Annotated in this window: 16 protein-coding genes; 14 read left to right on the forward strand and 2 right to left on the reverse strand. The window is 63.0% G+C overall.

What is annotated here, in order from left to right; translation table 11 throughout:
- The first annotated feature begins 18 nt into the window (after positions 1-18).
- The 3 genes from C380_RS07085 to C380_RS07095 all read left to right on the forward strand — a co-directional run bounded on the left by C380_RS07085 (position 19) and on the right by C380_RS07095 (position 2,236).
- Positions 19-693 (forward strand): HAD family hydrolase, encoded by a 675-nt coding sequence (locus C380_RS07085; RefSeq protein ID WP_015013180.1) that lies wholly within the window; start codon positions 19-21, stop codon positions 691-693.
- A 26-nt stretch (positions 694-719) separates the two neighbouring features.
- Positions 720-1,097: a Rieske 2Fe-2S domain-containing protein gene (locus C380_RS07090; protein WP_015013181.1), complete on the forward strand. Its 378-nt coding sequence runs from the start codon at positions 720-722 to the stop codon at positions 1,095-1,097.
- A gap of 92 nt (positions 1,098-1,189) precedes the next feature.
- The gene (locus C380_RS07095; protein WP_015013182.1) at positions 1,190-2,236 is read left to right on the forward strand and encodes a S49 family peptidase; all 1,047 of its coding nucleotides are present in this window, start codon (positions 1,190-1,192) and stop codon (positions 2,234-2,236) included.
- A 266-nt stretch (positions 2,237-2,502) separates the two neighbouring features.
- Here the strand turns inward: C380_RS07095 and C380_RS07100 are convergent, their stop codons facing one another.
- The gene (locus C380_RS07100) at positions 2,503-3,279 is read right to left on the reverse strand and encodes an SAM-dependent methyltransferase (RefSeq protein WP_015013183.1); all 777 of its coding nucleotides are present in this window, start codon (positions 3,277-3,279) and stop codon (positions 2,503-2,505) included.
- Positions 3,276-3,875 (reverse strand): Maf family nucleotide pyrophosphatase, encoded by a 600-nt coding sequence (locus C380_RS07105; RefSeq protein ID WP_015013184.1) that lies wholly within the window; start codon positions 3,873-3,875, stop codon positions 3,276-3,278. Before C380_RS07105 ends, C380_RS07100 begins: the two co-directional genes overlap by 4 nt.
- A 25-nt stretch (positions 3,876-3,900) precedes the next feature.
- Here C380_RS07105 and C380_RS07110 point away from each other — a divergent pair, with 25 nt between their 5' ends.
- The 11 genes from C380_RS07110 to C380_RS07165 all read left to right on the forward strand — a co-directional run bounded on the left by C380_RS07110 (position 3,901) and on the right by C380_RS07165 (position 13,306).
- The gene (locus tag C380_RS07110) at positions 3,901-4,449 is read left to right on the forward strand and encodes a DUF177 domain-containing protein (RefSeq protein ID WP_043565232.1); all 549 of its coding nucleotides are present in this window, start codon (positions 3,901-3,903) and stop codon (positions 4,447-4,449) included.
- Between the two features lie 111 nt (positions 4,450-4,560).
- Entirely contained in the window at positions 4,561-4,743 is a 183-nt protein-coding gene (gene rpmF, locus C380_RS07115) for a 50S ribosomal protein L32 (protein WP_005794249.1), read from the forward strand.
- 107 nt (positions 4,744-4,850) lie between these two features.
- On the forward strand, positions 4,851-5,903 hold the full coding sequence (gene plsX / locus C380_RS07120; RefSeq protein WP_015013186.1) for a phosphate acyltransferase PlsX: 1,053 nt from the start codon (positions 4,851-4,853) through the stop codon (positions 5,901-5,903).
- Complete coding sequence (locus C380_RS07125) at positions 5,903-6,880, forward strand: beta-ketoacyl-ACP synthase III (RefSeq protein WP_015013187.1); 978 nt, start codon at positions 5,903-5,905, stop codon at positions 6,878-6,880. The genes plsX and C380_RS07125 overlap by 1 nt, the downstream gene beginning before the upstream one ends.
- Before the next feature lie 59 nt (positions 6,881-6,939).
- Positions 6,940-7,890 carry an ACP S-malonyltransferase gene (gene fabD, locus C380_RS07130; protein ID WP_015013188.1) on the forward strand — a complete coding sequence of 317 codons (951 nt, stop codon included), beginning with the start codon at positions 6,940-6,942 and terminating at the stop codon, positions 7,888-7,890.
- On the forward strand, positions 7,887-8,636 hold the full coding sequence (gene fabG / locus C380_RS07135; RefSeq protein WP_015013189.1) for a 3-oxoacyl-ACP reductase FabG: 750 nt from the start codon (positions 7,887-7,889) through the stop codon (positions 8,634-8,636). Before fabD ends, fabG begins: the two co-directional genes overlap by 4 nt.
- Before the next feature lie 103 nt (positions 8,637-8,739).
- Positions 8,740-8,979, forward strand: a complete 240-nt coding sequence (gene acpP / locus C380_RS07140; protein ID WP_003058049.1) for an acyl carrier protein — start codon at positions 8,740-8,742, stop codon at positions 8,977-8,979.
- 48 nt (positions 8,980-9,027) lie between these two features.
- Entirely contained in the window at positions 9,028-10,272 is a 1,245-nt protein-coding gene (gene fabF / locus C380_RS07145) for a beta-ketoacyl-ACP synthase II (protein WP_015013190.1), read from the forward strand.
- 649 nt (positions 10,273-10,921) lie between these two features.
- On the forward strand, positions 10,922-11,548 hold the full coding sequence (gene rpoE, locus C380_RS07155) for an RNA polymerase sigma factor RpoE (protein WP_015013192.1): 627 nt from the start codon (positions 10,922-10,924) through the stop codon (positions 11,546-11,548).
- A gap of 9 nt (positions 11,549-11,557) precedes the next feature.
- A complete protein-coding gene (locus C380_RS07160) occupies positions 11,558-12,217 on the forward strand; it encodes a sigma-E factor negative regulatory protein (RefSeq protein ID WP_015013193.1) in 660 nt (219 codons plus the stop codon).
- A 36-nt stretch (positions 12,218-12,253) separates the two neighbouring features.
- Positions 12,254-13,306, forward strand: a complete 1,053-nt coding sequence (locus tag C380_RS07165) for a MucB/RseB C-terminal domain-containing protein (RefSeq protein ID WP_015013194.1) — start codon at positions 12,254-12,256, stop codon at positions 13,304-13,306.
- Positions 13,307-13,431: the final 125 nt, after the last annotated feature.

Below are 13,431 nucleotides of genomic sequence, written 5' to 3' on the forward strand. Positions count from 1 at the left end.
GCGAGAAAACCTGCTCTCATGTCTGCCAAAAACTTCCGTCCGCGCCGTTTCGATCTCATCGCCTTTGACTGGGACGGCACGCTGTTCGATTCCACCGCCATCATCGTGCGCTGCATCCAGGCGGCGGTGCGCGACGTGGGCGGCACCGTGCCCACCGACAAGGAGGCTGCCTACGTGATCGGCATGGGCCTGATGCAGGCGCTGGCCCATGCGGCGCCCGATGTGCCGCCCGAGAAGTACACCGAACTGGGCAACCGCTACCGCTTTCACTACATCCAGCACCAGGACGACCTGAGCCTGTTTGAAGGCGTGCTGCCTCTGCTGAACGATCTGCGCGAGCGCGGCCACCTGCTGGCCGTCGCCACCGGCAAAAGCCGGCGCGGGCTGGACGAGGCGCTGCACACGGTTCAACTCAAAGGCGTGTTCGACGGCTCCCGCACCGCCGACCAGACCGCTGGCAAGCCCCACCCGCTGATGCTGCAGGAGCTGATGGCCGAATTTGACGTGGCGCCCGAGCGCCTTTTGATGATTGGCGACACCACGCACGATCTGCAGATGGCCGTCAACGCGGGCTGCGCGAGTGTGGGGGTGAGCTATGGTGCCCATGAACCCGACGCCTTCCATGCGCTCCAGCCGCTGGCGGTGGTCCATTCGGTGCGCGAGCTGCACGACTGGCTGCTGAACAACGCCTGACGCTGGGCCGTGAAGCGGAGCAAGCCATGAACAAGTCGCCCGAGCAGTCCTTCGCTTTGTGCAACAGCGCCGACCTCGTCGATGGCGGCCGTGCCGTGCCGTTTGATGTCGTGTACGCGGGCCAGACCTGCCGGGCCTTTGCAATCCGCTACCAGGGCCTGCCACACGCTTACCTCAACCGCTGTACCCATGTGGCGATGGAGATGGACTACCAGCCCGACCGTTTTTTTGACGACACGGGCCACTGGCTGTTGTGCGCGACCCACGGCGCGGCTTATTTGCCCCACACCGGCCAGTGCGCGGGCGGACCCTGCCGGGGTGGACTGGTGAAAATTGCCCTGTCGGAGAGGGATGGCGTGGTGCACTGGCATACTGCCTACAACCTGCAGCCCGTAGAGTTCTAGAAAATCCAGATGAATTACCCTGATGTGCTGTCGCCTGGTTCCATCCGGCGCAGCGCGCGGGCTGCAGCGGTGCAGTTCCCAGGACGCATGACATGACAGACCCCCAACAGCCCGGTTCGTCGGGCTTTGACCCCAAAACCAATTCCGCGCCCGATCTGTGGGCGCAAGCAGCTACAAATTCAGGAGCACCTGTGAGCGACTCATCGCGTGAACCCGGCTGGGAACGTGCCACGCTGGAAAAGCTGGCCTTTGCCGCTCTCAATGAGCAACGCAGCGCCCGCCGCTGGAAGATCTTTTTCCGCCTGGCCTGGCTGGCCCTGCTGGCGGCGATTGCGTTTGCCGCGTTGCGCCAGGCGTCGCCCAGCACCAGCACCAGCACGCCGCACACCGCGGTGGTGGACATCAAGGGCGAAATCGCCAGCGGCGCTGAGGCCAGCGCCGAGTTTGTGGTGGCCGCCATGCGCAGCGCGCTGGAAGACGAGGGCTCGCAGGCCCTGGTGCTGCTGATCAACTCGCCTGGCGGCAGCCCGGTGCAGGCCGGGATCATCAACGACGAGATCGTGCGCCTGAAGGCCAAGCACAAGAAACCGATCTACGCGGTGGTGGAAGAAACCTGCGCCTCGGCCGCCTACTACATCGCCGCCGCTGCCGACGACATCTACGTGGACAAGGCCAGCATCGTGGGCAGCATCGGCGTGCTGATGGATGGCTTCGGCTTCACTGGCACCATGGAAAAGCTGGGCGTGGAACGCCGCCTGCTCACCGCCGGTGAAAACAAAGGCTTTCTCGACCCCTTCAGCCCGCAGACCGAAAAGCAGCGCGCCTACGCGCAGACCATGCTGGACCAGATCCACCAGCAATTCATCGCCGTGGTTAAGGCTGGCCGGGGCGACCGCCTCAAGACCACGCCCGACACCTTCAGTGGCTTGTTCTGGACGGGCCAGCAGGCCGTGGAAATGGGGCTGGCGGACAAGCTGGGCAACCTCGACTACGTGGCGCGCGAAGTGGTCAAGGCCGAAGACATCATCGACTACACCCGCCGCGACAACGTGGCCGAGCGCTTGGCCAAGCGCTTTGGCGCTGCCGTGGGCATGGGCGCGGTCAAATCGCTGGCTGTATCGGGGCCGCAGCTGCGCTGACATTCGCCTGGAAGTCGGTCGGGGAGCTTGATCATCCGCAAGCCCTTGAATTGACTGGCGATGTGTATCTAAAGCCCCGGCAGAGGTTTCTGCCCGGGGCTTTTTTGTGGGCCCTAGTTGTGCGCTGCATCTGGCGCCTGTGCGAGGCCGTTCTGCAGCGTTTTGAGGTGTTTTTGGGCGAACGCGCTAGTGGAATATGCTTGAAATGCTCCTGAATATGTAGCATTTCAGGCGCCACGCGCATCCCGTGCCGCCTCGTGCCTGTCTCAGCGCCCCAGCGCAAACACCACGGGTGTGCGGTTGTCCGGTGGCGCGGGCTGCTGCTTCCACTGGCGCACCAGCTGGCTTTGCACCCGCGCATCGGGCAGGGTCAGGCCGCTGGCCAGTGCCAGCCGGGTGTGCGGCTGCAGGGTCTGCACCAGGGCCTGCCACAGGGCAGGGTTGCGGTACGGGGTCTCGATGAACAGCTGGGTCTGGCCCGTGCGCAGCGCCAGGCCCTCCAGCTCCTTGATGCGCTGTGTGCGCTCTTGCCCGTCTTGCGGCAGGTAGCCGACAAAGGCGAAGTTTTGCCCGTTGAGGCCACTGGCCGCCAGCGCCAGCAGCAGCGACACCGGCCCGACCAGTGGCACCACGCGCAGGCCCAGGTCGTGCGCAGCCCGCACCACCGACGAGCCGGGGTCGGCCACGGCGGGCATGCCCGCTTCGCTGACCAGTCCGACATCGTGCCCGTTCAGTGCTGCAGCCAGCAGCGGGCGGGCGTCGAACGGGGCCGAGCCCTTGTCGCCGTGGTCGCCTTTCTTGTGTACTTCGCGCGGCAACTCGGTGATCTGCTGTTGCTGCAGAGACAGTGCCAGGGGGTACAGCGCGTCAATCCGCTTGAGGTACGCCCGTGTGCTCTTCGCGTTTTCGCACACCCAGTGGGTCAGGCGGGAGGCCGTTTGCAGGGTGGCCGAGGGCAGGGCGTCCTGCAGCGGGGCCTGGGTGTCGCAGCCAAAATCCAGGGGGGCAGGCACAAGATACAGCGCGCCGGATTTGACGCTCATGGCAGCACCAGCCCTGCTGCGCGCAGCATGCGGCATGTGCGGATCAGTGGCAGCCCGATGAGCGCCGTGGGGTCATCGCTGTGGATGGCGTCCAGCAGTGCAATGCCCAGGCCTTCGCTCTTGGCGCTGCCCGCGCAGTCGTAGGGCTGTTCGGCGCGCAGGTAACGTTCGATTTCTTCGTCCGACAGGTCGCGGAACTTCACCTCTACGGGGGCGAGGTCCACCTGCTCAAAGCCGGTGGCGGCGCACACCACGGCCAGCGCGGTCTGGAACACTACCGTCTGGCCGCGCATCTGACGCAACTGCTGCACGGCGCGCTCGTGCTGGCCCGGTTTGCCCAGCGGCTCCCCGGCCAGGTCGGCCACCTGGTCGGACCCGATCACCACCGCTTCGGGGTGCTGCCGTGCCACGGCCTGCGCCTTGGCCAGCGCCAGGCGCAAGGCCAGGGCGCGGGGCGCCTCGCTGGGCAGGGGGGTCTCATCGACATGGGGGGCGGTCACTTCGAAAGGCAGGTTCAGACGTTCCAGCAATTCGCGCCGGTAACGCGAGGTCGAGCCCAATACCAGAGGGCGTTGGGAGGAGGGGGATTGATGCATGCGCCGATTCTCTTACACTGCCGCCATGACCAAGGAATTCTCCGCACAGCGCCTCGACGTGAAAGCCTTTGCACAGGCGGGCGGTCGGCTGGCGGGCCACGACTCGCTGTTGAAGTACGAACGCCTGGCGCAAGAGGCCAAGGGCCTGCACCCGGACCTGTTGGTGGACTGGGAGGCGACGGGTGAAATACGCACTGCGCTGGGCGGAATGGGGCAGGTCTGGTTGCACATCAAGGTACGCGCCAGCTTCCCTATGGAGTGCCAGCGCTGCCTGACGCCGGTAGACGTCCCGCTGGAGGTGGATCGGGAATTCCGCTTCGTGGCCGATGAAGCCACGGCCGAGGCCCTGGACGATGAGAGCGAAGAAGACCTGCTGGCCCTGAGCCGCGAGTTTGATTTGCACGAACTCATCGAAGATGAGTTGCTGATGGCCTTGCCCGTGGTGCCCAAACATGACGAGTGCCCGACCTCGGTGCCTCTGGCGTCTTCCGACGACGATTTTGAAGAAGCCAATGCCGAAAAACCCAATCCTTTCGCTGCCTTGGCCGCTTTGCGCAAGGATGCCAAAGACTGATTGGCAGGCCCAAAAAGCATTTGGGTTATAATCGTGGGCTTCACGCGAACCCCATCGTGTCTTTTTGGGCTGATCGCGTTTTTACCAACCTATTCCAGATCAGGAGCCATCATGGCCGTTCAGCAAAACAAAAAGTCCCCTTCCAAGCGCGGTATGCACCGCTCGCACAATGCCCTGAATGTGCCAGGCATTGCCGTGGAACCCACTACCGGTGAAACGCACCTGCGTCACCACATCAGCCCCAACGGTTTCTACCGTGGCCGTCAGGTGCTGAAGAACAAGTCTGAAGCCTGACCTTCACTCCATCCAAAGGCCCGTTGCTACACACCCTGTAGCGCGGGCCTTTGTTTTGACCGTCGTATTCATTTCTCGGCCCTTCGGGCCGACCGGACAAGTCGCCCATGATCACACTGGCTGTTGACTGCATGGGGGGCGACCACGGCCCCCGCGTCACGCTCGCGGCGTGCCGCCAGTTTCTCGACCACCACCCTGACGCCCGCCTGCTGCTAGTTGGCCTGGCGGATAGCCTGCAATCGTTTTCCCACGACCGAGCCACCATCGTGCCAGCTACCGAAGTGGTGGCCATGGACGATCCGGTGGAGGTGGCTTTGCGCAAGAAGAAGGATTCTTCGATGCGGGTTGCCATCCAGCAGGTCAAGGACGGCGCTGCATCGGCGGCGGTGTCTGCCGGCAATACCGGGGCCCTGATGGCCATTGCCCGGTACCTTCTCAAGACGCTGGACGGCATCGACCGGCCCGCCATCGCCACCCAGATGCCCAACGCCACGGGCGGGGCCACAACCGTCCTGGATCTGGGCGCTAATGTCGATTGCTCGGCCGAACATCTGCTTCAGTTTGCCGTGATGGGCTCTGCCCTGGTGTCGGTTCTTCAAGAGGGGGGTGAGCCCACGGTGGGCCTGCTGAACATTGGGGAAGAAGTCATCAAGGGCAGTGAAGTGATCAAAAAAGCGGGTGAATTGCTGCGATCTGCGGCCAATTCCGGTGATTTGAACTTCTATGGCAATGTCGAGGGCAACGATATCTTCAAGGGCACGGTGGATATCGTGGTCTGTGACGGTTTCGTGGGCAATGTGGCCCTCAAGGCCAGCGAAGGGGTAGCCTCGATGATCATCGGGGCGCTCAAAACCGAGTTTTCGCGCCACATTTTTACCAAAATGGCTGCCATCGTCGCTTATCCGATTCTAAAAGCGTTGATGAAGCGCATGGATTATCGTCGTTACAACGGTGCGGCGCTGCTGGGCCTGCGCGGGCTGGTGTTCAAGAGCCACGGATCGGCAGACGCCATGGCTTTCGAGCAGGCGTTGAACCGGGCGTATGATGCAGCCCGCAACAACCTGCTCGACCGTGTCCGGACCCGGATTGCGCATGCGGCGCCCCTGCTGGCGCCTGCAGATGCCCAGCCCCAGCCTGGCGTTGCGGCGACCGCACAATAATGAGACGTTATTCCCGCATTACCGGCACCGGCAGCTACCTGCCCCCACGCCGGTTGACCAACGCCGATCTGGTCGCAGAACTGGCCCAGCGCGGCATCGAAACCTCGGATGAATGGATTGTGGAGCGCACCGGCATTCGGGCGCGCCACTTTGCTGCGCCGGATGTCACGGCCAGCGACCTCGGTCTGGAGGCTGCGCGCAATGCCTTGCAGGCTGCCAATCTGCAGCCTACTGACATCGATCTGATCATTGTGGCCACATCCACGCCAGACATGGTGTTCCCGTCGGTCGCCTGTATCTTGCAGAACAAGCTGGGCGCCAATGGTTGCCCCGCTTTCGACGTGCAAGCGGTCTGCAGCGGGTTTGTTTATGCCCTGTCCGTGGCGGATTCCATGATCCAGACCGGTGCTGCCAACCGCGCCCTGGTGATTGGCGCCGAAGTTTTCAGCCGCATTCTGGACTTCAACGACCGCACTACTTGTGTGTTGTTCGGAGACGGCGCGGGCGCTGTGGTGCTGGAGGCCTCTGACACACCGGGCATCCTGTCGAGCGACTTGCACGCCGACGGCAAGCATGTTGATATTTTGTGTGTGCCCGGCAATGTGTCTGGCGGCAAGATCCTTGGCGACCCGGTCCTCAAGATGGACGGGCAGGCGGTCTTCAAGCTGGCAGTCGGTGTGCTGGAGAAGGCGGCCCATGCTGCCCTGGCCAAGGCCGGGCTGACCGAAGCCGATATCGACTGGCTGATCCCGCACCAGGCCAACATCCGCATCATGCAGGGCACTGCCCGCAAACTGAAGATGTCCATGGACAAGGTGGTGGTCACGGTGGACCAGCACGGCAATACCTCGGCGGCGTCCATTCCTCTGGCTCTGGACCACGCGGTGCGTGCCGGTCAGGTCAAGAAAGGCGAAACCCTGCTGCTCGAAGGCGTGGGCGGCGGCTTCACCTGGGGTGCCGTGCTCCTGAAGTTGTAGCTGCTAGCGCAATAGGTACTAGCGCTACCGGCCAGTTTCATCATATTTCTGGATTTTTCATGAAGTCTTTTGCATTTGTCTTTCCTGGGCAAGGCTCGCAATCGGTGGGTATGCTGGATGGTTGGGGTGACCACCCGGTGGTGGCTCAGACCCTGAAGGAAGCCTCGGATGCCCTGGGCGAAGATGTTGGCCTGCTGATCAAGGAAGGCCCCAAGGAAGCGTTGGCTCTCACCACCAACACCCAGCCGGTGATGCTGGTCGCGGGTGTGGCGGCATGGCGGGTGTGGCGTGCAGAAGGTGGCGCAGCCCCAGTGGCTGTGGCCGGGCATTCGCTGGGTGAATACTCCGCCCTGGTGGCGGCTGGTGTGCTGACGCTGGCGCAGGCGGCTCCGCTCGTGCGGTTGCGCGCAGCGGCCATGCAAGAGGCGGTGCCCGTCGGGACCGGAGCCATGGCCGCCATCCTGGGCATGGAGGCTTCCAAGGTCATCGCCGGTTGCGCCGAGGCATTGGCCTCGTTCGGCCCGGGCACGGCCGAAGTGGTGGAGGCTGTCAATTTCAACGACCCGATTCAGACCGTGATCGCTGGTACCAAGGCGGCGGTGGACAAGGCCTGCGAAGTGCTCAAGGCGGCGGGCGCCAAGCGTGCATTGCCCCTGCCGGTGTCGGCGCCTTTCCACTCCAGCCTGATGAAGCCGGCCGCTGAAAAGCTGCGTATGGCGCTGGCAGGCGTTGCCTTGGCTGCCCCCCAGATTCCGGTGGTCAATAACGTGGACGTGGCGGTGCAGCAGGACGCTGACGCCATTCGCGAAGCGCTCTATCGCCAGGCCTTCGGCCCCGTGCGCTGGGTGGAATGCGTGCATGCGCTGAAAGGCCGTGGTGTCACGCACATCATTGAATGTGGCCCCGGCAAGGTGCTGGCAGGCCTCACCAAGCGCATCGACCCCGAACTGGTCGGTGCTGCATTGTTTGACTCGGCCACGCTGGCCGAAACCCGGGAGTTGTTGGCATGACGGAATCGACCCAGACAGCGGCGCAAGTGGCGCTGGTGACCGGCGCATCGCGCGGCATTGGCGCGGCCATTGCACTGGAATTGGCGGTGCGCGGCTACCAGGTGGTGGGTACGGCCACCACGGATGAAGGCGCTGCGCGCATCAGCCAGGCGCTGTCGGCTTACCCTGGCTGCCGGGGTGCCAATCTGAACGTGAACGATGTGGCTGCGGTCGAGGCCTTGATGGACGGCATCGTCAAGCAACAGGGTGGTCTGCATGTGCTGGTGAACAACGCCGGTATCACGCGCGACACCTTGGCCATGCGCATGAAGGACGATGACTGGGATGCGGTGCTGGACACCAATCTCAAGGCCGTATTCCGCACAAGCCGTGCCGCTATTCGCCCGATGATGAAGCAGCGCTTTGGGCGCATCATCAGCATCACCAGCGTGGTGGGTGCGTCGGGCAATCCGGGGCAGGCCAACTATGCTGCGGCCAAGGCGGGTGTGGCGGGTATGACGCGTGCACTGGCCCGTGAACTGGGCAGCCGCAACATCACCGTGAACTGCGTGGCACCCGGTTTCATCGAGACCGACATGACCTCCGTGCTGCCCGAAGACCAGCAAAAAGCGCTCAATGCGCAGATCCCGCTGGGTCATATGGGCAAGCCTGCGGACATCGCACACGCGGTGGCATACCTGGCTTCGCGCGAGGCTGGCTACGTGACGGGGCAGGAGTTGCACGTCAATGGCGGCATGTACATGTAATTAAGACAAGTTAACGCCGGTTCATCCGGACGGCGGGTCGTTTAGGGGCTTCTCCTTAAGCGGCTAGAATCGCGGATTCATTCACAACCCCCAGAGGGAAACCATGAGCGATATCGAAGCACGCGTCAAAAAAATCATTGCCGAACAACTCGGTGTGGAAGAGTCCCAAGTCACCAATGAAAAGGCCTTCGTGGCAGACCTCGGTGCCGACTCGCTCGACACGGTGGAACTGGTGATGGCTCTGGAAGACGAATTCGGCATCGAGATCCCGGACGAAGACGCCGAGAAGATCACCACGGTGCAAAACGCCATCGACTACGCCAACACCCACCAGAAGGCCTGAGCGGCGCCCTGCGCCTGACTCAAGCGATCAGCAGAAGGTTTTATACGCATGAGCCGTCGTCGCGTTGTCGTGACCGGCCTGGGTTGCGTCAGCCCCGTGGGTAACACGGTGGCCGATTCCTGGGCCAACCTCCTTGCCGGCCGATCCGGCATTGACCTCATCACCAAGTTCGACGCGTCGAACTTCGCCTGCAAGATTGCGGGAGAGGTCAAAGGTCTTGACCTGGAGTCGTACATCAGCGCCAAGGACGCGCGCGCGATGGACACCTTCATCCACTACGGCATTGCTGCCGCGGCGCAGGCCGTGCAGGACGCAGGCCTTCCCACAGGGGACGCGCTCAGTGAGGAGTTCGCCACACGCATTGCCTGCGTGATCGGCTCCGGCATTGGCGGCCTGCCGCTGATCGAAGACACCCACGCCGAACTGGTCAGCCGTGGACCCCGGCGTATCACCCCATTTTTTGTCCCTGCGTCCATCATCAACATGGTGGCAGGGCATGTGTCCATGCGTTTTGGCTTCAAGGGCCCCAACCTTGCCGTGGTGACTGCCTGCACAACGGGCTTGCACTGCATTGGCGAGGCAGGACGCATGATCGAATACGGCGATGCCGACGTGGTTGTGGCTGGCGGGACCGAATCCACGGTTTCCCCGCTGGGCATTGGTGGGTTTGCCGCCATGCGCGCACTGTCCACCCGCAACGACGATCCCAAGACAGCATCCCGCCCATGGGACAAGGATCGCGACGGTTTTGTGCTTGGCGAGGGCGCTGGCGTGATGGTGCTGGAAGAGTACGAGCACGCCAAGGCCCGAGGTGCCAAGATTTACGCCGAACTCAGCGGCTTTGGCATGAGCGCAGATGCCGGGCACATGACGGCTCCCAACATGGACGGGCCTCGGCGCGCCATGCTCAGTGCGCTGCGCAATGCCGGGGTCAATGTGGATCAGGTGGACTATCTCAATGCCCACGGCACGTCCACCCCCTTGGGCGACATCAACGAAACCAACGCGATCAAGGCGGCCTTGGGCGACCATGCCTACAAGACCGTGGTGAGCTCCACCAAGTCCATGACGGGCCACTTGCTTGGTGGTGCGGGCGGTATTGAGAGCGTGTTCACCGTGCTCGCCCTGCACGAACAAAAAGTGCCACCCACCATCAACCTGTTCAACCAGGACCCGGAATGTGATCTGGACTACTGTGCCAACACGGCGCGGGACATGAAGATCGACGTGGCCGTCAAGAACAACTTCGGTTTTGGCGGTACCAACGGAACGCTGGTGTTCAAACGCGTCTGATTGGGCGCAAACATCACGGATTCGGTTGCAACAAGCATTGCTTGTCCGCTTGCGACCGTCCTCCCAAAGGAGTACGTCGTCGTTTTTTTGGCGCTCGCAGGCATTCGGTCTGTCGGCCTGAGCAGGTAGTCCTGTGACACTGCTCTCAAGGCGTGCTCCTTCTGTTCAGTACCCGCTGCGGCGCAGCAGGGTGTTGGGTGCATTGCTATTGGCTCTTTCGTTCACCGGGGCCGGGGTCGTGGCTGCTTGGGTGAGCTCTGGGGCGCGCGATGCAGTTGTATCGGCTGCTGTGGCCCTCGGACTCTGGCTGTTGGCAGCGGCGGGTGCAGCCCATTTCTGGTGGGGTCAGCCTCGCGGAGTGCTGCAATTCGATGGTCAAGCCTGGACGCTGGGCCAAACGGCAAAGTCCTTTAGCGGGCCACTGGCGCTTTCCGCGCCTCCCGAGGTCTTGCTGGATCTGCAGGCGCACCTGTGGGTGCGCGTTGTGCCCATGGAGCATGCATCCCAGTGGTTATGGCTGGAGCGCTCCAGCCAGCCTGAGCGCTGGATGGACTTGCGCCGTGCGGTATATTCGCGCGCCAGATCGGGCGTTGACCACGCTGACGAAACCGCCCGGCAAGCTGCTGCAGGGCGTGAATCCTGAGTATCCATGACTGTAATTCCGCCTTCCCCCTCCGAAGACAGCGATCTCCAACTGGTGGAGCGCACGGTAGCGGGCGACCAGCGCGCCTATGAATTGCTGGTCATCAAGTACCAGCGTCGCATCGAGCGACTCATCGGACGTATGGTGCGTGACACGGACTTGGTCCAGGACATTGCCCAGGAAACCTTCATTCGCGCTTACCGGGCGCTGCACCAGTTCCGTGGCGACGCCCAGTTCTACACCTGGCTGTACCGGATTGCCGTCAACACTGCCAAAAAGGCGCTGATGGACATGAAGCGCAACCCGGTCATTTCTGAAAATGCCTTCCGGGGTTCCGAGGATGAAGATGAAACTTCCCGCCTTGGACACGAACTAACCAGCGACGAAACCCCCGAAACTGTCCTTGCGGCCCAAGAAATTGCGCAGGTCGTGAATGCAGCCATGGAGGCCTTGCCTGACGATCTGCGCCAAGCGGTCACGCTGCGAGAGATCGAGGGGCTCAGTTACGAAGAAATTGCCACCGCGATGGGGTGTCCCATTGGTACGGTGCGGTCTCGAATCTTTCGGGCGCGCGAAGCCATTTCGGCCAAAGTGCGCCCCTTGCTCGAAAACCAGTCGGGCAAACGGTGGTGAGGTGATCGAATGAACAAGGCAGAAACAGGTATCCATACCCCGGCAGAACTTGACTTGCGCAAAGTGCGAGGCGAGCAGTTGTCGGCGCTGGCAGACGGTCAGCTCCATGGTGACGAGTTCGCCACTGCGCTGGCCTGGGCGGCGGAAGATGAAGGACGAGACACCTGGGGGGTGTATCACCTTGTGGGCGATGTGTTGCGCTCCTCTGACCTGGCCCGGCCAGTGAATCCGGCATTTCTATCCCGTTTGCGCGACGAGCTTGCCAAGGAAGCGCCGCCACAGCGCCCTCAGGCTCCGGCTGAACTGGACCCACTAGACCATGTAGCAGCTCACTTGCCGGAGGCCGCCAATGCTTCGGTGTTCCGCTGGAAGATGGTGGCGGGTTTTGCATCGCTGGCCGCCGTGGCGGCCATAGGCTGGACCTCGTTCTCCCAACTCCAGGGTGCGGGCGGGCCGGGGGCACAACTGGCCGCATCCTCCCCCGAGCGCGCGACGGCGCAAGGCGCGCCTGTGGTGGCCGTTGCAGACGCAGACGGTCAGCAAGTGATGATCCGCGACCCCCGTTTGGACGAGTTGCTGGCCGCCCACAAGCAGTTCGGCAGTACATCGGCCCTACAGATGCCGGCGGGCTTTTTGCGCAATGCGACGTTTGAGACCCCTGGCCGCTGAACCGTGGATGGTAATTTTTGGCGCTGAGATCGTGTGATGAGCCCCTCTGGCGTAGTGAAGATCTTTGGAATTTCTCGGGTTCGATGGTTTGGCTCGCTGATCGCTGCGGCACTTTGCGGACTGAGCGTGCTTACTGCGGCGGCGGCTCCCGCCGAATCAGCTGCCAGTGCACCGGCTGAGCGCGATATGGCGCAGTGGATTGAGCGCATGCACAGCGCGCCCTGCAGCCGCGCTTATGCCGGTACGTTCGTGGTGTTGTCAGCCAACGGCGCCATGTCCAGCTCACGCATCTGGCATGCATGCGACGGCCAGCAGCAGCTGGAGCGGGTGGAGTCGCTCAGTGGCACCCCTCGCACCGTCTATCGGCGCAATGATGAAGTTCGCACTTTTTTGCCCCAGGTGCGCGTCGTGCGCTCGGACCGTCGCGATGCGTCCGGGCTCTTTCCACGCGTACCTGTCGTCAGTGGAACGTCGATTGCCCAGTTCTACACACCCCGCCTGCTGGGGCAGGAGCGGGTGGCGGGCTTCATGTCGGATGTGGTTGCGTTTCAGCCTGCGGACACTCTGCGCTTTGGTTACCGGCTCTGGAGCGAGCGCGAGACCGGAATGGTGGTGAAGCTGCAGACGCTGGCGGCGGACGGTCGGGTGCTGGAGCAGGCGGCTTTTTCCGAGTTGGACCTCAACGCGCCGGTGAAGGTGGACCAGCTGTCGCGTCTGATGGATGCGACCTCGGGTTACAAGGTGGTCGCAACTTCCGTCGTCAAGACCACGGCCAAGGCCGAAGGTTGGACCTTACGCCAGCCGGTGGCGGGTTTCGTGCCTGTCAGTTGCCATCGCAGAGCGGTATCCGACGCGCCGGACGCCCCCAGTGTCTTGCAGTGTTTGTATTCCGATGGGTTGGCTTCGGTCTCGCTTTTCGTCGAGCCGTTCGACCCCCAGCGCCATCCCGCGCAGCCCCAGGTGTCCAGCATCGGCGCCACCCAGTTGCTGGCTCAGCGTGGGCCGTCAGACATGTGGCTTACTGCGGTGGGTGAGGTACCACTGCAGACGCTGCGCCTCTTTGTCGGCCAACTGGAGCGCATGCGCTGACAGGTGCTGTGGGACCGGTGCGGTGTGCCCATCGCTCGCGGACCTGTAGATCGTCGTGGGGTCATGGTGGGGGCCACGCGTCCCGGGAACCATTTGGCGTCACACTCTTCACAGTCACACACAAT

Source organism: Acidovorax sp. KKS102, from assembly GCF_000302535.1.
Classification (GTDB): Bacteria; Pseudomonadota; Gammaproteobacteria; order Burkholderiales; family Burkholderiaceae_C; genus Acidovorax.